Source organism: Bacillus tianshenii (assembly GCA_020524525.2).
Lineage (GTDB): Bacteria > Bacillota > Bacilli > Bacillales > Bacillaceae_N > Bacillus_AV.
In genome coordinates this window covers 3141196-3159779 of record CP129018.1, presented here as the reverse complement: position 1 = coordinate 3159779, position 18584 = coordinate 3141196, and the positions used below count along the sequence as shown (strand labels likewise).

Annotated in this window: 22 protein-coding genes; all 22 read left to right on the top strand. The window is 42.5% G+C overall.

Annotation, left to right across the window (positions count from 1 at the left end):
- Positions 1-56: 56 nt before the first annotated feature.
- The 22 genes from LC040_15850 to LC040_15745 all read left to right on the top strand — a co-directional run bounded on the left by LC040_15850 (position 57) and on the right by LC040_15745 (position 18556).
- Entirely contained in the window at positions 57-281 is a 225-nt protein-coding gene (locus LC040_15850) for an AtpZ/AtpI family protein (protein WLR50720.1), read from the top strand.
- Entirely contained in the window at positions 281-649 is a 369-nt protein-coding gene (locus LC040_15845) for an ATP synthase subunit I (protein WLR50719.1), read from the top strand. Before LC040_15850 ends, LC040_15845 begins: the two co-directional genes overlap by 1 nt.
- A gap of 23 nt (positions 650-672) precedes the next feature.
- Complete coding sequence (atpB, locus tag LC040_15840; protein WLR50718.1) at positions 673-1383, top strand: F0F1 ATP synthase subunit A; 711 nt, start codon at positions 673-675, stop codon at positions 1381-1383.
- A 49-nt stretch (positions 1384-1432) separates the two neighbouring features.
- Complete coding sequence (gene atpE / locus LC040_15835) at positions 1433-1645, top strand: F0F1 ATP synthase subunit C (protein WLR50717.1); 213 nt, start codon at positions 1433-1435, stop codon at positions 1643-1645.
- Positions 1646-1872: 227 nt separating this feature from the next.
- A complete protein-coding gene (gene atpF, locus LC040_15830; protein ID WLR50716.1) occupies positions 1873-2400 on the top strand; it encodes a F0F1 ATP synthase subunit B in 528 nt (175 codons plus the stop codon).
- Entirely contained in the window at positions 2397-2942 is a 546-nt protein-coding gene (locus LC040_15825; protein ID WLR50715.1) for a F0F1 ATP synthase subunit delta, read from the top strand. Before atpF ends, LC040_15825 begins: the two co-directional genes overlap by 4 nt.
- Positions 2943-2959: 17 nt before the next feature.
- Positions 2960-4471, top strand: coding sequence for a F0F1 ATP synthase subunit alpha (gene atpA, locus LC040_15820; protein WLR50714.1), 1512 nt, complete (start codon positions 2960-2962; stop codon positions 4469-4471).
- A gap of 104 nt (positions 4472-4575) precedes the next feature.
- Entirely contained in the window at positions 4576-5442 is an 867-nt protein-coding gene (locus tag LC040_15815; protein ID WLR50713.1) for a F0F1 ATP synthase subunit gamma, read from the top strand.
- 81 nt (positions 5443-5523) lie between these two features.
- On the top strand, positions 5524-6942 hold the full coding sequence (gene atpD / locus LC040_15810) for a F0F1 ATP synthase subunit beta (protein ID WLR50712.1): 1419 nt from the start codon (positions 5524-5526) through the stop codon (positions 6940-6942).
- An 86-nt stretch (positions 6943-7028) separates the two neighbouring features.
- Entirely contained in the window at positions 7029-7430 is a 402-nt protein-coding gene (locus LC040_15805) for a F0F1 ATP synthase subunit epsilon (protein WLR50711.1), read from the top strand.
- A gap of 235 nt (positions 7431-7665) precedes the next feature.
- Positions 7666-8040, top strand: coding sequence for an NADH-quinone oxidoreductase subunit A (locus LC040_15800; protein WLR50710.1), 375 nt, complete (start codon positions 7666-7668; stop codon positions 8038-8040).
- On the top strand, positions 8031-8549 hold the full coding sequence (locus LC040_15795; protein ID WLR50709.1) for an NADH-quinone oxidoreductase subunit B family protein: 519 nt from the start codon (positions 8031-8033) through the stop codon (positions 8547-8549). Before LC040_15800 ends, LC040_15795 begins: the two co-directional genes overlap by 10 nt.
- Complete coding sequence (locus tag LC040_15790; GenBank protein WLR50708.1) at positions 8546-9814, top strand: NADH-quinone oxidoreductase subunit C; 1269 nt, start codon at positions 8546-8548, stop codon at positions 9812-9814. The genes LC040_15795 and LC040_15790 overlap by 4 nt, the downstream gene beginning before the upstream one ends.
- Positions 9815-9819: 5 nt before the next feature.
- Positions 9820-10920, top strand: coding sequence for an NADH-quinone oxidoreductase subunit D (locus LC040_15785; GenBank protein ID WLR50707.1), 1101 nt, complete (start codon positions 9820-9822; stop codon positions 10918-10920).
- Positions 10920-11924 (top strand): NADH-quinone oxidoreductase subunit NuoH, encoded by a 1005-nt coding sequence (gene nuoH, locus LC040_15780; protein WLR50706.1) that lies wholly within the window; start codon positions 10920-10922, stop codon positions 11922-11924. The genes LC040_15785 and nuoH overlap by 1 nt, the downstream gene beginning before the upstream one ends.
- A 45-nt stretch (positions 11925-11969) precedes the next feature.
- A complete protein-coding gene (nuoI, locus tag LC040_15775; GenBank protein WLR50705.1) occupies positions 11970-12389 on the top strand; it encodes an NADH-quinone oxidoreductase subunit NuoI in 420 nt (139 codons plus the stop codon).
- Entirely contained in the window at positions 12386-12898 is a 513-nt protein-coding gene (locus LC040_15770; protein ID WLR50704.1) for an NADH-quinone oxidoreductase subunit J, read from the top strand. Before nuoI ends, LC040_15770 begins: the two co-directional genes overlap by 4 nt.
- Positions 12895-13209 (top strand): NADH-quinone oxidoreductase subunit NuoK, encoded by a 315-nt coding sequence (gene nuoK / locus LC040_15765; protein WLR50703.1) that lies wholly within the window; start codon positions 12895-12897, stop codon positions 13207-13209. Before LC040_15770 ends, nuoK begins: the two co-directional genes overlap by 4 nt.
- A 148-nt stretch (positions 13210-13357) precedes the next feature.
- Positions 13358-15229, top strand: coding sequence for an NADH-quinone oxidoreductase subunit L (nuoL, locus tag LC040_15760; protein ID WLR50702.1), 1872 nt, complete (start codon positions 13358-13360; stop codon positions 15227-15229).
- On the top strand, positions 15226-16743 hold the full coding sequence (locus LC040_15755) for an NADH-quinone oxidoreductase subunit M (protein ID WLR50701.1): 1518 nt from the start codon (positions 15226-15228) through the stop codon (positions 16741-16743). Before nuoL ends, LC040_15755 begins: the two co-directional genes overlap by 4 nt.
- Positions 16744-16747: 4 nt before the next feature.
- The gene (gene nuoN / locus LC040_15750) at positions 16748-18256 is read left to right on the top strand and encodes an NADH-quinone oxidoreductase subunit NuoN (protein WLR50700.1); all 1509 of its coding nucleotides are present in this window, start codon (positions 16748-16750) and stop codon (positions 18254-18256) included.
- 66 nt (positions 18257-18322) lie between these two features.
- Positions 18323-18556, top strand: a complete 234-nt coding sequence (locus tag LC040_15745; protein ID WLR50699.1) for a DUF1146 family protein — start codon at positions 18323-18325, stop codon at positions 18554-18556.
- The last annotated feature ends 28 nt before the right edge of the window (positions 18557-18584 follow it).

Sequence of the window (18584 nt, the reverse complement as noted above, 5' to 3'; positions counted from 1 at the left end):
TTAGATGAGCAATATTTTGTATATTCTGAAAAATTAATGCCGAAGGAGCGTTTCAATTGCGTGATGATAAGCGGCGTCCTTTGCAAGCCATAGCTTTAATGTCCACGATCCTTTCACAATTGGCGGGTTCTGTATTGATCGGTATCTTCGGTGGAAGATGGCTTGACCGATTAGCAGAAACATCTCCGCTCTTCCTTATTATAGGACTCCTACTCGGTTTAGCAACTGGAACTTACGGTACATACCGAACAATTCGTTACTTTTATGGAGAAGAAAGCTAATGCCTCAATTTGAAGACATGTTCAAACGTCATCGAAAATACATAATGAACGTGCTTGCAATTTTTCTAGTTGGCTGGGGCGTTACCTCCTATAAGCCTATTTTTCTTGGCTTAGCCTTAGGTGCCGCTGTTGGGATGTATAACTACTGGATGATGGCAAGGAAGACAGATTCCTTTGGTAAAGCCGCTGCTTCCGGGCAGAGCGTACGCTCACTTGGAATGATTTCAAGAATGGCTTTAGCAGGACTAGCTGTACTAATTGCTTTGGAATATCCAGAACGGCTTCATCTCATTAGTGTAATTATTGGAATAATGACACCCTATCTTGTCATTATGATAGATAGCTTAGTCCAATCCTTTCGTAAGTAGTTTGAAAGTGAGGTGAAACTGAAGTGGAACATGGTGCTTACACTGTCGAGTTTTTAGGTCTCACATTTAGTATGTCGAATGTCCTCATGGTTACTGTTGCTTCCTTAATTACCTTCCTAATTGCTGTTGCGGCTACTCGCTCATTGCAGATGAACCCAACGGGCATGCAGAATTTCCTTGAGTGGGTCATGGATTTCGTTAAAGGAATTATTGGAAGTACAATGGATTGGAAAACAGGGGGTCGTTTCTTAACACTAGGAATGACATTACTTATGTATATTTTTGTTTCAAATATGCTAGGTCTTCCATTTTCCGTCATTATAGGACATGACCTTTGGTGGAAATCACCAACTGCTGACCCAACAATTACATTGACACTTGCTACAATGGTTGTTGCGTTAACACATTTCTATGGTGTAAAACTAAAGGGTGCAGCTGAATACGGGCGTGATTTCTTTAAACCGATGCCTTTCTTATTCCCTCTAAAGATTATCGAGGAGTTTGCTAACACGCTAACTCTTGGCTTACGTCTTTATGGAAATATCTTTGCAGGTGAAATTTTATTAGGCTTGCTAGCAGGTCTAGCAACAAGTGGTGTTGCCGGCACATTGGGAGCAATCATTCCGATGCTTGTGTGGCAAGGATTTAGTCTTTTCGTAGGTGCTATCCAAGCATTTATCTTTACTATGTTAACAATGGTTTATATGGCCCACAAAGTGAGTCATGACCATTAATATTTAATAAAAGTTTAAAATTTTTCAAATAAGAGGGAGGACTTTTTCAATGAATCTTTTAGCAGCTGCAATCGCAATTGGTCTAGCAGCACTAGGTGCAGGTATTGGTAACGGTCTTATCGTAAGTCGTACAGTAGAAGGTATTGCTCGTCAACCAGAACTTCGTGGTGCTCTTCAAACAACTATGTTTATCGGGGTAGCATTGGTTGAGGCGATTCCAATCATCGCGGTAGTTATCGCATTCATCGTAATGGGTGGTTAATTACATAAAGTAATTAGATACTGAACTTATACAATAGTTCATAATGGCGAAGATCGTAACACGCGATAACCTTCGCCATTCCTTTATGTACGTATGATTTGAACCATCAGCATTATCATTTTACCCTGTTTATGGTCATTAAAAACATGTTTTTATAATTGATTAACGATTTTTCGTAATTCTCTTGAATACGAGGGATTGGATGACTCTTGAAGGGAGTGAACACCGTGCAGTTTGGTGCAGACCTTTTTGTTCTTGGTGCTAGTACTGGTGGCATTAATGGTGGAGATATCATCTTCCAGCTTGTAATGTTCCTAATCTTGTTAGCACTTTTGCGTAAATATGCATTTGGTCCACTTATGGGCATTATGAAACAGCGTGAACAACATATCTCAAGTGAAATTAAGCAAGCTGAACAAAGCCGTAAGGAAGCTGAGCAGTTTGTGACACAACAGCGTGAAGCTTTACAAGAAGCACGCAATGAAGCCCAAGCATTGATTGAAAATGCGAAGAAAATGGGTGAACAGCAAGAAAAAGATATGCTTGAGAAAGCACGCCAAGAAGCAGCTCGTCTGAAAGAAGCTGCAATGAAAGAAATCGAGCAAGAAAAAGAACAGGCAATCTCTGCGCTACGTGAACAAGTGGCTTCATTGTCTGTAATGATTGCAACTAAAGTAATCGAAAAAGAGCTTGATGAACAAGATCAACAAAAATTAATTAATGAATATATCAAAGAGGCAGGAGAAGAGCGATGAGCCAAAATGTAGTAGCCAAGCGTTATGCTGAAGCTCTTTTCCAAGCAGCCAAAGAACAAAATAAACTGGAAGAAACGTATCAAGAGTTGAAAACAGTTTATCAAGTGCTTACTACGCACAAAGAGTTCTTTGTATTGCTTCAACATCCTAAGTTTTCGAAGGAAGCAAAGAAAGGCATGATTCAAGAGACATTCGCTGGATGCTCTGTACTTATCTTAAATACCTTTTACTTGCTGATTGACCGAAAACGTGAAGGTGTTGTTTTTGAACTCATTGAGCATTACTTTGAACGTGCGAATGAAGCGCAAGGTGTTGCAGAGGCGAAAGTGTACACTGTGCGTCCATTAGCAACAGATGAAGAAAAAGCGCTTTCGGAGGCTTTCGCTGCGAAAGTTGGTAAGAAAGAGCTTCGCATTACAAATATTGTAGATAAGAACTTGCTCGGTGGCGTAAAATTACGCATCGGTAATACGATTTTCGACGGTAGCGTCAAAGGTAAAATTGATCGTGTTGAACGGCAGTTAGTTTCTGCAAAAAGCTGAAGATAGGGGTGAAATTCATGAGCATTAACGCAGAAGAAATTAGTGCGCTGATAAAAAAGCAAATCGAAAACTATCAGTCAGATATTGAAGTAAGTAATGTCGGTACAGTTATCCAAATTGGTGACGGTATCGCGCGTGCTCATGGACTTGACAATGTCATGGCTGGTGAGCTTGTTGAATTTTCAAATGGTGTCATGGGTCTGGCACAAAACTTAGAGGAAAATAACGTTGGTATCGTTATCCTTGGACCATACACAGATATCCGTGAAGGTGACGAAGTACGTCGTACTGGTCGCATCATGGAAGTACCTGTAGGCGAGGAACTACTAGGCCGCGTTGTTAACCCGCTCGGACAACCAGTTGACGGATTAGGTCCAATCGAAACAACAAATACTCGTCCAATTGAAGGACAAGCGCCAGGAGTAATGGCACGTAAATCAGTACACGAACCACTTCAAACTGGTATTAAAGCGATTGATGCTTTGATTCCAATCGGTCGTGGTCAGCGTGAGTTGATTATCGGTGACCGCCAAACTGGTAAAACGGCTGTAGCAATCGATACAATCCTTAACCAAAAAGACGAGGATATGATTTGTATCTACGTTGCAATCGGTCAGAAAGAATCAACAGTACGTGGTGTAGTAGAAACACTTCGTCACCATGGAGCACTTGATTACACAATCGTTGTAACAGCAAGTGCATCACAACCAGCACCATTATTGTACCTAGCACCATATACAGGTGTAACAATGGGTGAAGAGTTCATGTATAACGGCAAGCACGTTCTTGTTATCTATGATGACTTATCAAAACAAGCTGCTGCATACCGTGAGCTTTCATTGCTACTTCGCCGTCCACCAGGTCGTGAAGCATTCCCAGGGGACGTATTCTACTTGCACTCTCGCTTACTAGAGCGTGCAGCGAAATTGAGTGACGCATTGGGTGCAGGTTCTTTAACTGCTCTACCATTTATCGAAACACAAGCAGGTGATGTATCTGCTTACATCCCAACAAACGTTATCTCAATCACTGATGGACAGATCTTCTTGCAATCTGACTTGTTCCACTCTGGTGTACGTCCAGCCGTGAACGCGGGTCTTTCCGTATCACGTGTAGGTGGTTCAGCACAAATCAAAGCAATGAAGAAGGTTTCTGGTACTCTACGTCTTGACCTTGCATCATACCGTGAGCTGGAAGCATTCGCGCAGTTCGGGTCTGACTTGGATAAAGCAACTCAGGCTAAATTGAACCGTGGTGCTCGTACAGTTGAGGTACTTAAGCAAGGACTTCATAAGCCACTACCAGTTGAAAAGCAGGTAGCAAGTCTATATGCCTTAACAAAAGGTTTCTTAGACGATGTAGCTGTTGAAGATATTCAACGTTTTGAAGAAGAGTATCATACATGGTTAGAGCATAACCGCAAAGAGTTGCTTAGCCACATTCGTGAAACAGGTAACTTACCTGAAGATGATGACTTCAAAGCGGCAATCAATGAATTTAAGAAAACGTTCGTTGCGTCTAATAATTAATTGATACCCTCATCAACGATAGATTCGAAAATTGCGTGTTCAAAAAGAAGTCAAGCGAACACTTGATTTACTTTTTGAACACGACTTGAAGGTGGTGAGATCGAGTGGCGTCTTTACGCGATATTAAAGCGAGGATTACTTCGACAAAGAAAACAATGCAAATTACAAAAGCGATGGAAATGGTTTCTGCTTCCAAGCTAAATCGCGCGGAAGGAAACGCAAAGTCTTTTAACCCGTATATGGAGAAGATTCAAGAGGTTGTAGCAAGCATCGCTACTGGTAGCAATGATGTAAGCCATCCAATGATGGAGACACGCGAAGTGAAGAAGACAGGTTATCTTGTCATCACTTCTGACCGTGGCTTGGCTGGTGCATACAACAGTACTGTTCTTCGTAGTGTATACCAAACGATCCAAGAGCGCCATCGCTCAACAGATGAATATGCAATTCTTGTTATTGGCCGTGTAGGACGTGATTTCTTTAAGAAGCGCAATATGCCGATTATTAAAGAAATTACCGGAATGCCGGATGAGCCAATGTTTTCAGATGTGAAAGATATTGCTAGTCAAGCGGTACAGTACTTTGCCGAAGAAACTTATGATGAGTTATTTATGTATTATAACCACTTTGTAAGTGCAATTCAGCAGGATCTTTCAGTCAAGAAGCTGTTACCATTAACTGACTTAGCTGAAGATACAGGAAGTACTGCTTTAAGTTCATATGAATATGAACCTTCTCAAGAAGAAATTTTAGAAGAGTTACTACCGCAATATGCGGAAAGTCTCATCTATGGTGCGTTGCTCGATGGTAAAGCCAGTGAACATGCTGCTCGTATGACTGCGATGAAGAATGCAACAGATAACGCAGGCGAGTTAATTGACTCACTTACGCTTTCCTATAACCGTGCTCGTCAAGCAGCAATTACCCAGGAAATCACGGAAATTGTCGGCGGTGCAGCAGCGTTAGAATAACGGTTAAGACAGAAAGTCGTGATGAACGCATCGTTCTTGTTCATCATCAAACCAGTATGAAGTCAGTAAGGAGGGAAAACGATGATCAAAGGACGCGTTACCCAAGTTATGGGTCCAGTTGTTGACGTAAAGTTCGAAAATGGCCAACTTCCGGATATTTATAACGCCCTAAAAGTCGTATATAAAGCTCAATCAGAGTCAGAATCTGACATTGATTTGACATTAGAAGTAGCTCTTCACCTTGGTGACGATATGGTTCGTACAGTTGCAATGGCTTCAACTGACGGTATTATGCGCGGTATGGAAGCTCTTGACACTGGCAGCCCAATCTCTGTCCCAGTTGGTGAAGTTACACTAGGCCGTGTATTTAACGTTCTAGGAAATAAGATTGACCTTGATGAGGATCTTCCTGCAGATACACCTCGTGATCCAATTCACCGTCTTGCACCAACGTTTGACCAACTATCAACAGAGACTGTAATTCTTGAAACAGGAATTAAAGTCGTTGACCTTCTTGCCCCTTACGTAAAGGGTGGTAAGATCGGTTTGTTCGGTGGTGCCGGTGTAGGTAAAACGGTACTTATCCAGGAGCTTATCAATAACATCGCTCAAGAGCACGGTGGTATCTCAGTATTCGCCGGCGTAGGTGAGCGTACACGTGAAGGTAATGACCTTTACTATGAAATGAAAGACTCTGGTGTAATCAATAAAACAGCAATGGTATTCGGTCAGATGAACGAACCACCTGGTGCACGTCAACGTGTTGCCCTTACAGGTTTGACAATGGCTGAACACTTCCGTGATGAGCAAGGTCAAGACGTACTATTGTTCATCGATAATATCTTCCGTTTCACACAAGCAGGTTCTGAGGTATCAGCGCTACTTGGCCGTATGCCATCTGCCGTTGGTTACCAACCGACACTTGCAACTGAAATGGGTCAATTGCAAGAACGTATCACATCTACAAACAAAGGTTCAATCACATCTATCCAAGCGGTATACGTACCTGCCGATGACTACACTGACCCGGCACCGGCTACGACATTCGCCCACTTAGATGCGACAACTAACCTTGAACGTAAATTGTCTGAAATGGGTATCTACCCTGCCGTGGATCCACTTGCTTCAACTTCTCGTGCACTTGCACCTGAAATTGTTGGAGAAGAACATTACAAAGTGGCTCGTGAGGTACAGCAAACATTGCAACGTTATAAAGAGTTGCAAGATATCATTGCTATCCTTGGTATGGATGAGCTTTCTGATGAAGATAAGCTTACTGTACACCGTGCACGTCGTGTTCAGTTCTTCTTATCACAAAACTTCCACGTTGCAGAGCAGTTTACTGGCCAAGCTGGTTCATACGTTCCAGTTCAGGAAACAATCAAAGGGTTCCGCGAAATCCTTGACGGTAAACACGACGATGTTCCAGAGGATGCGTTCCGCCTAGTCGGTCGCATTGAGGAAGTCGTTGAAAAAGCAAAGGAAATGCAAGGAGCATAATTATTAGCTAAGAGTGAGTAGAGAGAAATAGGTTAATCGAATATGCTATTTCTCCTGCCTCACTGCTAATAATAGGAGGGTTCTTTATGAGTACCATGAGAGTTAGTGTCGTTACACCCGACGGCTCTGTCTACGATTCGGATGTGGAAATGATCAGCGTAAAGGCACTAAGCGGGGAACTTGGTATTTTACCAGGACACATTCCGATGGTTGCTCCGCTTGCAGTTAGTGCTGTTCGGCTTAAGCAAAGTGGAAGTACACAAATGATTGCGGTCTCTGGCGGTTTTGTCGAAGTTCGCAAAGAACAAGTAACAGTATTAGCTCAAGCAGCTGAGTTACCTGATCACATTGATGTCGAGCGGGCAAAGGCTGCAAAAGAACGTGCAGAGCGCCGTCTTCAAAGTGGACAAAAAGATAATATTGATTTCAGACGTGCTGAGTCAGCATTACAGCGCGCGGTTAACCGTTTAGATGTAACCGGGAAATAATGATAGCCTTAAGGATTGATCTGTCCTTAGGGCTCTTTTTATTACGAAATTCTTCACAGGACAATAGGCATGACCTGAAGAAAATGATAATAACATTAATGTGGAAGATTAAAATGAAAAGCCCTTAAACATTTCTCAGTAGTTTTTGAACATTTATCGACACAAATATTGGTATTTGCTATAATAGGGGCGGTTACACAAAATTGTGAAAAATCAAGGTTTGGAGGGGGAGGGTATGGGAGATTTCTTTCAATACCAGAACAATTATTTAATTGTTGTGGCTTTTCTGATGCTAGGTATCTTGTTGCCGGCTGTTGCATTGACAGCAGGGAAATTGTTGAGGCCAAATAAGCCTACTGCAGAGAAGCAAACAACCTATGAAAGCGGTATTGAACCCTTTCATGATGCACGTATTCGTTTTAATGTACGCTATTATATTTTTGCTTTAATGTTTGTCATCTTTGATGTTGAGACTGTTTTTTTATACCCATGGGCAGTTGCTTATGATAAGTTAGGTATTTTTGCATTAATTGAAATGTTGATATTCGTCATCATGCTCCTTATCGGGCTAATCTATGCATGGAAGAAGAAGGTGTTAAAATGGAGCTGAACTTAGAGAATGTAACACCAGAAGAACATGATGAACTGAAACGAAACGTGTTCTTTACAACATTAGAACAATTGAAAGCTTGGGCAAGAAGTAATTCAATTTGGCCAATGACCTTTGGGCTTGCTTGCTGTGCGATTGAAATGATGGGCGTTGGGGCATCTCACTATGACCTTGACCGCTTCGGTTCATTCTTCCGTACATCACCACGTCAATCGGACTGCATGATTGTATCGGGTACAGTAACAAAGAAAATGGCCCCAATTGTCAAACGTCTGTATGACCAAATGCCAGAGCCAAAATGGGTAATCGCAATGGGTTCCTGTGCGACGGCAGGCGGGCCATATATTAAATCATATGCCGTTGTAAAAGGTGTCGATCAAATCGTACCTGTTGATGTCTATATTCCGGGCTGTCCTCCGAATCCGGCAGCATTAATTTATGGAATTAATAAATTACAAGAGAAAATCCGCTACGAAGCAAAGACTGGGAAGCGGGTGATTAATAAATGACAGATAAGGACAAGGAGCAGCTAAAGAAAGAAGCCGCTGCCAAAGCCAAGGAAGCAGCGAAGAAAAAGCTTGCAGAACAAAAAGCAAGCGATGCTAAGAAAGCGGTTTCAGAAGATGACAAAGCCGCTGCGAAAAAGCAAGCTGCTGAAGAAGCAAAGAAGAAAGCAGCAGAATTAGCTAAGCAACGAGCAGCTGAAAAGCAAGACGCTTCCACTGATGAACAGGACGATAAAGATAAAGCGAAAGCCAAGGCTGCCGCTGCAGCTAAGGCGAAAGCCGCTGCTTTAGCCAAGCAGAAGGCAAAAGAACAACAGAGTGAAACGCCAAGCGAAGATGATGACAAGGCTAAGGCGAAGGCCAAAGCGGCAGCAGCTGCTAAAGCAAAAGCTGCGGCACTTGCTAAGCAAAAGGCAAAGGCTCAAGAAGGTGAAGCATCAGCTTCTAATGACGATTCCAAAGCCAAAGCCAAAGCGAAGGCCGCCGCTGCCGCAAAAGCTAAAGCAGCTGCGCTCGCCAAGCAGAAGGTAAAGCAACAAGAGAGCGCAGAACCAGCTACAGATGATGAAAAGGCCAAAGCGAAGGCAAAGGCCGCTGCAGCCGCTAAGGCGAAAGCAGCCGCAGCTGCAAAAGCAAAGGCTCAAGCAGGAGACTCTGCTGGTGGGGATGATGAGAAGGCGAAAGCAATTGCTGCCGCTAAAGCCAAAGCGAAGGCCGCAGCCGCTGCGAAAGCGAAAGCTGCTTCTGCAGGGAAAGCGAAAGAAGCGCCAGCAGAAGAAGAGAAGCCATCACCAAACCAACCAACACTTGATAAATATGTAAAAGTGATTGAAGACAATCTTGGTAAGGATATCCTTGAAGATTCCTATATTAATAGACTTTCAAAAGATGTTCCAACACTTGTCGCAAAACCTGATACATATTTCAAACTAGCAGAGTTTCTGAAATACAACGAACAATTAGGTTTCGAATATTTAAGTGAATTACATGGCTCAGATTTCGAAACTCACATGGAAGTATATACCCATTTATATTCATATAAAAACCAGCAATCTGTGGCGCTTAAGGTGAAAATTGATCGTGACAAGCCAGTCATTGACTCACTTGTTCCTGTATGGCAGGGAGCAAACTGGCCTGAGCGCGAAGCATATGATTTGCTTGGCATTGTGTTTAACAATCATCCATGCTTAGAGCGCATTTTGCTTTCTGATGATTGGATTGGGTATCCGCTTCGTAAAGATTATGAGCCATATGATGTGGAGGTGTAGCTAGCATGCTTAGAACGGAAGAAATGCTGCTAAACGTCGGCCCTCAGCATCCCAGTACACACGGAGTTTTCCGGCTTGTATTAAAGGTTGATGGAGAAACAGTTGTCGAAGCTACACCTGTCATCGGCTACTTACACCGCGGTACTGAAAAGCTTGCTGAAGACCTGCAATATACGCAAATAATCCCGTATACAGACCGAATGGATTACCTTTCGGCGATGACGAATAACTATGTGCTTGTGCACGCAGTTGAAACAATGATGGGTCTTGAAATCCCAGACCGTGCAGAATATTTACGGGTGCTCGCCATGGAACTAGGGCGTATTGCAAGTCACCTTGTTTGGTATGGAACATACTTGCTTGATATTGGAGCACTAAGTCCTTTCTTATATGCATTCCGTGAGCGGGAAATGATTATTAACTTATTAAATGAACTTTCAGGAGCGCGTCTTACATTCAACTATATGCGTGTTGGTGGTGTGAAGTGGGATGCACCGGATGGATGGATTGATAAGGTAAGAGAATTCCTTCCTTATATGCGAGAGCAGCTGGTAGGCTATCATGAGCTTGTAACAGGGAATGAAATCTTCTTGAACCGTGTAAAAGGTATCGGTAAGTACACACGTGAAGATGCCCTTCAATACTCATTAAGCGGTGTCGGCTTGCGCTGTACAGGAGAGAAATGGGACCTTCGTAAGAATGAACCATATTCCATCTATGACAGGTTTGACTTTGAGGTACCGACAAGAACGGGTGGAGATGCTTGGGCCCGTTATGAGATTCGAATGGAAGAAATCGAGCAATCAATCCGCATTTGTGAGCAAGCGGTTGAACAGTTCCCGAGTGAAGGGGCAATTATGGCAAAAGTGCCGCGAATTATCAAAGCGCCAAAAGGTGAAGGATATGTCCGCATTGAATCGCCGCGTGGTGAAATTGGCTGCTACATTGCCAGCGATGGAAAGAAAGAGCCATATCGTTTGAAGTTCCGTAGGCCGTCATTCTATAACCTACAGATTCTATCCAAGTTGCTTAAGGGTCAAAATATTGCTAATGTTGTTGCGATTCTTGGTAGCATTGATATCGTACTTGGGGAGGTCGATGGATAATGATTAACAATCTATTGCAATCACCTCCGAGTTTGTTAACATTCGGTGCGTTCTTTGCACTCGGCGCGGGGTTACTTGCAGTTGTATTAGGCTTCGTAACATATGGTATTCTTGCTGAACGTAAAGTAATGGGTTTTATGCAGGCACGTTTAGGTCCGTCGCGTGTCGGTGGGCGCTGGGGACTGCTTCAAACAGTTGCCGACGTATTAAAGCTATTATTGAAAGAAGATTCGATTCCGAAAGCAGCGGATAAGCCGCTCTTTATTCTTGCACCTGTACTTGCATTTGCACCGGCATTTATGGTGTTAGCGGTTATGCCGTTTACAAATGCCTTTCATTTTGCAGATATTGGAGTTGGGCTTCTCTATTACATTGCTGTCTCAGGGATTACGACAATAGGTGTTGTAACTGGGGGCTGGGCATCGAACAATAAATATGCCTTGCTCGGCGGTATGCGTGCCGCTGCCCAAATGATTTCCTACGAAATTCCGCTTGTTATGTCTGTTATCGGTGTTATCTTATTTTCCGGCAGCTTGAACTTAATGGACATTGTTGATGCACAGAAAAATGTTGCTTATATCTTCTTACAGCCAATTGCATTCGTTGTATTCTTTATTTCAGCAGTTGCAGAGTTGAACCGTGCGCCATTTGACTTGCCAGAGGCAGAATCAGAGCTTGTAGCCGGTTTCCATGTTGAATACTCAGGCTTCCGCTGGGCATTTTTTATGCTTGCAGAGTATGTGTATTTCTTCGCAATGGGCTCTCTTATTACAGTTCTATTCTTAGGTGGTTGGAACCCAATTCCTTATTTAGGTTTCATTCCAGGGCCAGTATGGTTCGCCTTGAAGTTCAGTGCGGTTATCTTCATCATGATTTGGTTCCGTGCCACGTTCCCGCGTGTCCGCGCCGATCAGCTGATGGAATTTGCATGGAAAGTGTTATTACCAATTGCGCTCGCAAATATCTTCCTTACAGCGGTCGTGAAAGAGCTATTCTTTAAATAAAATGGACACCGGAAAAGGCCGGCAAAATGTAAAAGGGGTGGTAAAATGCTCGGCTTAGCCAAAGGTTTAAAATATACCCTTAAAAATTTAACGAAAAAAGGCGTCACATATGACTACCCAGACAAACCGTTACCGTTACCAGATCGGTTCCGCGGGATCCAGAAGTTTTACCCGGAAAAGTGTATTGTCTGTAACCAATGTGCGAACATTTGCCCGACAGATTGTATTCAGTTAACAGGGAAGAAACACCCTGACCCGAACAAAAAAGGAAAAGTCATTGATACGTATGATATTAACTTTGAAATCTGTATTTTATGTGACTTATGTACAGAGGTGTGTCCGACAGAGGCGATCGTGATGACGAATAACTTTGAGCTGGCAGAATATAGCCGTGACGATTTATTCAAGAATCTCGAATGGCTTGATGAGAACGATAACAATGTACGGAAGGAGAATAAGGCATGAGCGGAGAGTTTTTGATTTTTGCTATTTTGGCTTTCTGTGCAATTATCTGCGGTGTGCTCATGTTGAATTTGACGAAGGTCGTACACATGGTTGTCGCACTCGTGTTCACATTCTTATCAATTGCTGGACTATATGTCATGCTTTCTGCAGAATTTGTAGCTGTCGTTCAAGTACTCGTCTACTCGGGCGCAATCACGATTATTATGCTATTTGGAATTATGTTAACCCGCTATAACGATAAGAGTGAAGAGAAAGCGCCTTTGCTGAAGCAGGTAATAGTTGGCGCAGGCGTCATTGGCTTCTTCGTTGTTGTTTACCTCGGAATTAACGATTTAGTGTTAGGTGAGCAAGCAACGGATTTGCATGTGGATAATACAGAGAAAATTGGGATGGAGCTTTATTCGAAGTATGTGATTCCATTTGAATTAACGTCTGTGGTTCTCCTTGTTGCACTTATTGGAGCGATTATCTTAGCAAAACGTGATGATGAGGAGGCGGAGAGTGAATGAGTAGTATCCCGTTATCGGTTTATTTAGTTGTTGCTCTGGCGCTTTTCTGTATCGGTTTATTCGGAGCTTTGACGAAGCGAAATACCGTTATCGTATTAATTTGTATCGAGCTGATGTTGAATTCGGTAAATATTAACCTTGTTGCTTTCAGTAAATATGGAGTGAACCCGAGTATAACAGGGCAAATCTTCTCTCTATTTACAATCTCCATTGCAGCGGCAGAGGCAGCGGTTGGGCTTGCGATCTTAATTGCGCTTTACCGAAACCGTTCGACTGTAAATGTAGATGAAATGAATTCTTTGAAAAACTAGTCTTTTGAAACATCTGCATGGCTAGGTAGAGAGGAAAATCTTTGGGGGATAGGGTTAATTCATTTCGAACAGTCCGCTTGGAGTAGTACAACCGGGTGGAGAAGAAGAATGACTCACATCCTGTGAGCCAAGAAGGGGATTGTGATAGATGATGGAAAATACATGGCTTATACCGCTCTTTCCGCTTCTCTCGTTTATATTCTTAGTGATATTTGGAAGGAAAATGAAAGCAAGCAGCGCCATAGTCGGAATGATTGCAACACTCGCTTCCTGTATTATGTCATTCGGCGTATTGTTTGCTCGATTTCAGGGCGGTAATGTCAAAGTAGAAAATACTTGGTTAACAATCGGAAATGTTGACTTAACATTTGGATTTGAAGTTAATCAGTTAAATGCTCTTATGCTTGTAATTGTTTCACTTGTAAGTTTTCTTGTACATATGTATTCACGGGGTTATATGAGTGATGACGACAGAATCGGCATTTTCTATGCGTATCTTGGTCTCTTTACTTTTGCGATGCTTTCGCTCGTAATCTCTCCAAACTTACTTCAAGTATATATGTTCTGGGAGCTTGTTGGTCTAGGTTCATTCTTGCTGATTGGTTTCTACTTCTTTAAAGGAGAAGCGAGGGCTGCAGCAAAGAAAGCATTTATTGTGACTCGTATTGGGGATGTTGGTTTCTTCATTGGGATGATTCTAATATTCTGGCAGGTTGGAAGCTTTGAATATGATAAGATTTTCAAGGCAGTTGAAGCAGGGGCTATTTCCACGGAAATTATTACGCTTAGTGCCATTTTAATTTTCATTGGAGCAGTTGGTAAGTCAGGTCAGTTCCCGCTTCATACATGGCTTCCAGATGCGATGGAAGGTCCGACACCTGTTTCAGCATTAATTCACGCAGCTACAATGGTAGCGGCTGGTGTGTATCTCGTTGCTTCATTATTCCCGCTGTTTGAAGCAAGTGAAACAGCGATGAATACGATTGCGGTTGTTGGTGGTTTCACTGCCATTTTCGCAGCGAGTATCGGTCTTGTTCAGAAGGATATCAAACGCGTACTCGCATATTCAACAGTCAGTCAGCTTGGTTATATGATGCTTGCACTCGGTTCTGCTGGTTATGTAGCAGGTGTATTCCATCTTATGACGCATGCATTCTTCAAGGCGTTATTGTTCTTAGCGGCAGGTAGTGTTATCCATGCTGTTCATACACAAAACATCGAGGAAATGGGCGGCTTGTGGAAGAAAATGAAGTTAACAGGCCCGCTGTTTCTAATTGGAACGCTTGCTATTAGTGGTTTTCCATTTTTCTCAGGCTTCTTTAGTAAGGATGAAATCTTATTAGCAGCATGGGCACATGGAAATTATGGTTTGTTTACATTGGCAGTTGTTGCTGCATTTTTCACATCGTTCTATATGTTCCGTTTATTCTTTATGGTCTTTGGGGGAGAAGCGAGAGGCGAACAGTCACATGTTCATGAGTCTCCATTTGTAATGACCTTTCCAATGATTATACTCGGTATCTTGGCTATCTTCTCAGGTTATGTGAATACACCGTGGTTCGGAACATTCTTAGGTGATTGGTTGACTGAAGGTACGACGATGGGCCATGAGCTCGGACATATTCCAGGAAGCGAATGGATTATGATTCTTGCAGTTGGTGTCTCCATGCTTGGCATCTTCATCGCGTACTTGATTTACGGAAATCAATTCATTGAACGTGATTGGCTTACAAAACATACGGTTACGCCATATACCATTCTTCTAAATAAATACTTTATCGATGAAATATATAAATATACAGTCGTCTATGCAACACGTGCGATTGGCTATTTACTTAAATATATTGATGAGTTTGTTGTTGAAGGGATCGTTGGCGCAACAGCAGCCATGACACAAGGACTTGGGAAAGTCGGTTCAAAGCTGCAAAACGGACAGGTACAAACATACGGAGCTGTCGCGTTCATCGGCTTGGCTGTGTTAGTTGTCATCCTTGCGTTGACAGGGGGGTATTTCGGATGAGCGGATATCTATTATCAATGCTGGTATTCTCCCCGTTGGTTGGGATTGCGATATTAGCCTTACTTCCAAAACATAATGAAAAACAAATTAAATTAGTTGGTTTTCTTGCAACACTACTGCCGCTTCTTCTTTCGTTCATTGTCTACGGAAGCTTTACGAACAATGCAGAAGGCAGTCAGTTTATTGAAAAGCATAAATGGCTTGCATTCGGTGATTCAGATTTGCCGATTCAACAGCTTGTCATTAATTACGAGCTCGGCTTAACAGGGTTATCACTTGTGCTTGTATTGTTAACCGCTGTTGTTTCAACACTTGCGGCGATTGCTTCCATTCATATTAAGAAAGAGTGGAAGGGTTATTTTATGCTCTTTTTGCTGCTTGAGCTCGGAATGCTTGGTGTATTTTCATCAGAAAATTTATTGCTCTTCTTCGTTTTCTTTGAGTTAACGCTTGTCCCAATGTTCTTCTTAATTGGAAAATGGGGCTATGATGAGAAAGAACGTGCAGCATATTCTTTCCTTATTTATAATGGTCTTGGCTCTGCGATTCTACTAATTGCATTTGCAGCACTTTTTGTAAAAACAGGCACACTCAATATTAACGAGCTGGTGGAGGTTATGGCTCTACCAAATGATCAGCTTGCTTATTATGGCATTTCAGAAGGTTTTCGTTTCGGAATTGCGACAGCATTGCTGATTGCATTCGGTGTTAAGCTGCCAATCTTCCCGCTTCATAGCTGGATGCTGCGTGTGCACGTGCAGGCGCCACCGGCAATTGTTATGATTCACTCTGGTATTCTGCTAAAAATCGGTGCTTACGGTTTGATTCGCTTAGGAATGGGTGTATTTCCTGAGGAATTTCAAAGCATGGCCGTCGTGCTAGCTGTATTAGGTGTCATTAACTTGTTGTATGGGGCTTTTCTTGCATTAATTCAAACCGATTTCAAAATGGTGCTTGCTTATTCAAGTATTTCCCACATGGGGATCGTTTTAATCGGGCTTGGAGCAATGAATGAATCAGGAATTCAAGGCGCGATCTTCCGAGTTATTTCACACGGCTTGATTTCAGCTCTATTGTTCTTCTTAATTGGTGTGATGTACGAACGTGTTGGAACATCACGCATTGATAAGTTAAGTGGTCTTGCGAAAGTAATGCCAATCACAGCAGGCTTTCTATTAGCTGGTGCAATGGCCTCGCTTGGACTTCCTGGTATGTCAGGGTTCGTTAGTGAATTCATGGCGTTCCTCGGTTTATTTGGCACAATGCCGGGTATTGCCGCGGTTGGGGCATTAGGGATTATTCTAACTGCTGCATATCTACTGCGTGCTGTATTAAATGTAACGTTTGGAAAGACAGCAGCTGATTATGAATCAGCGATTGATATTCGTCCAATTGAAATGGTGCCTGTCATCGTCTTATTGGCGTTTATCATTTTAATCGGTGTCTATCCGAACATACTTGTTCAGTCACTACAAGCCACACTTGAAACGATCTTAATCGGGATAGGAGGGTAAGCATATGAACCTGGAAACACTGTTAAGCTATGAATGGGGGATTATGGCTCCAGAATTTGTGATTCTTGGTGTTGCAACCCTCCTGTCAGTTATTGACCTGTTCATGGGGCGCGATAAAGATAGAAAAATACTAGCATGGATCGGCTTAGGCGGGATCGTCATTGCGTTATTCTTCTTAGTTGGTCAATTGGATCACCCTGTATCAAGCATTTTGCATGATACATATCGGCTGGATTCATTTTCAAAAGCCTTTAAGTTTATTTTCTTAGTAGGAGCGGGGTTTGTTCTGCTTATTGCTGCGAGCTATGAGCCGAAGGAGAAGATGGCCTATCGCGGTGAGTTCTACTATTTATTCTTAACAGCTCTGCTTGGTGCGATGATGATGGCATCAAGTGCTGACCTGATTACATTATTCGTCGGCTTAGAGCTTCTGTCCATTTCTTCTTATATCTTAGCTGGTATTAGAAAGAAGCATCATGGCTCAAATGAAGCGGCTATGAAGTATGTGATTAACGGCGGAATTTCAACAGCCATTACGTTGTTCGGAATGAGCTATATCTATGGATTGTCTGGCTCGACAAACTTGTTTGAGATTAGTACACAATTAAGCAACTTAATGACAGGGAACCTTCAGTACATTATTTCAATTGCCTTCTTAATGGTATTTGTCGGTCTAGCATTTAAGATTGCTGTTGTACCATTCCAAATGTGGGCACCTGATGTGTATCAAGGCTCACCGACACCTGTTACTGCATTCTTAAGTGTCGTATCGAAAACAGCAGGCTTTGTCATTATAATGCGTCTGTTCCTCGTTGCGTTTGTTCAGACACCAGGTATCGGCGGACAGATTCCATTATTAATGTCCATGCAGCAATTCTTAGCTGTTCTTGCAGGTATAACGATTATCGTTGGAAATACAATCGCGTTAAGACAGCGTAATATTAAGCGGCTCTTCGCTTACTCAAGTATCGCGCATGCCGGGTACTTGCTCGTTCCGTTTGTTGCATTTTCTGCGTTGATGTTTGAAAGCATGTGGTTCTACCTCGTTGCTTATCTATTCATGAACTTAGGGGCGTTTGCGATTATTCAAATGATTATCCAGCGTTCTGATAGTGAAGATGTAAGTGCATTCTCTGGGTTATATCAACGGTCACCAGCAATGGCTGTTCTTATGAGTGTCTTCATTCTGTCATTAGCAGGTATACCGGGTACGATGGGATTCATGGGTAAATTCAATATCTTTATTGGAGTCCTTGCTTCTCAGCCGTCACACTATTTCTTAGCGGCACTTATGATGACAGGAACGGTTATTTCATATTTCTACTATTTTAAAATTATGCAACAGATGTTTTTCCGGCCTGCAACAGACCATTCAGCAGTGAAAGTTCCAGCAGGCATTTCTACAGTTGTCATTATCTGTGCGCTTGGTACGGTATTGTTCGGTATCTTGCCAAACGTAGCGATGGATTTCTTCTATGGAAGCTTTAACTTTACCGATTTCTTTGGTCAATAAGTGATAATCGGGTACAATGAAAAGAGGGCGATTCTGCCCTCTTTTTTTGATGGGAGTGAAGAAAACATGGGAGCTGATTTTGCGCAACAGGCAATGTTAGGGATGGTCGTTCATCTGCTTTTCTTCGTAATTACGTGGTGGGCGCTCCAAGGAATTCGAATAGATGTATTGATTAAGTCTGGGAAGACAGGTCATGCAAAGGCATTACTTATCTTATTAACAATTGCAATTGGTTCAACAGTCGGGAATTTCTTCCTTGATTACTTGTTCTGGGCCAAACAAATGAAATACTTATTTTAGATCTGCCTAAAATTAGGCAGGTCTTTTT

Bases quoted from the DNA above. Each gene is read 5' to 3' on its own strand.
- LC040_15795 (WLR50709.1), top strand. From the start codon at position 8,031: ATGGAGCTGAACTTAGAGAATGTAACACCAGAAGAACATGATGAACTG.
- atpE (WLR50717.1), top strand. From the start codon at position 1,433: ATGAATCTTTTAGCAGCTGCAATCGCAATTGGTCTAGCAGCACTAGGT.
- nuoK (WLR50703.1), top strand. From the start codon at position 12,895: ATGAGTAGTATCCCGTTATCGGTTTATTTAGTTGTTGCTCTGGCGCTT.
- atpA (WLR50714.1), top strand. From the start codon at position 2,960: ATGAGCATTAACGCAGAAGAAATTAGTGCGCTGATAAAAAAGCAAATC.
- nuoN (WLR50700.1), top strand. From the start codon at position 16,748: ATGAACCTGGAAACACTGTTAAGCTATGAATGGGGGATTATGGCTCCA.
- LC040_15845 (WLR50719.1), top strand. From the start codon at position 281: ATGCCTCAATTTGAAGACATGTTCAAACGTCATCGAAAATACATAATG.
- LC040_15755 (WLR50701.1), top strand. From the start codon at position 15,226: ATGAGCGGATATCTATTATCAATGCTGGTATTCTCCCCGTTGGTTGGG.
- LC040_15825 (WLR50715.1), top strand. From the start codon at position 2,397: ATGAGCCAAAATGTAGTAGCCAAGCGTTATGCTGAAGCTCTTTTCCAA.
- LC040_15805 (WLR50711.1), top strand. From the start codon at position 7,029: ATGAGTACCATGAGAGTTAGTGTCGTTACACCCGACGGCTCTGTCTAC.
- nuoH (WLR50706.1), top strand. From the start codon at position 10,920: ATGATTAACAATCTATTGCAATCACCTCCGAGTTTGTTAACATTCGGT.
- LC040_15785 (WLR50707.1), top strand. From the start codon at position 9,820: ATGCTTAGAACGGAAGAAATGCTGCTAAACGTCGGCCCTCAGCATCCC.
- LC040_15790 (WLR50708.1), top strand. From the start codon at position 8,546: ATGACAGATAAGGACAAGGAGCAGCTAAAGAAAGAAGCCGCTGCCAAA.
- LC040_15800 (WLR50710.1), top strand. From the start codon at position 7,666: ATGGGAGATTTCTTTCAATACCAGAACAATTATTTAATTGTTGTGGCT.
- nuoI (WLR50705.1), top strand. From the start codon at position 11,970: ATGCTCGGCTTAGCCAAAGGTTTAAAATATACCCTTAAAAATTTAACG.
- nuoL (WLR50702.1), top strand. From the start codon at position 13,358: ATGATGGAAAATACATGGCTTATACCGCTCTTTCCGCTTCTCTCGTTT.
- atpD (WLR50712.1), top strand. From the start codon at position 5,524: ATGATCAAAGGACGCGTTACCCAAGTTATGGGTCCAGTTGTTGACGTA.
- LC040_15770 (WLR50704.1), top strand. From the start codon at position 12,386: ATGAGCGGAGAGTTTTTGATTTTTGCTATTTTGGCTTTCTGTGCAATT.
- LC040_15745 (WLR50699.1), top strand. From the start codon at position 18,323: ATGGGAGCTGATTTTGCGCAACAGGCAATGTTAGGGATGGTCGTTCAT.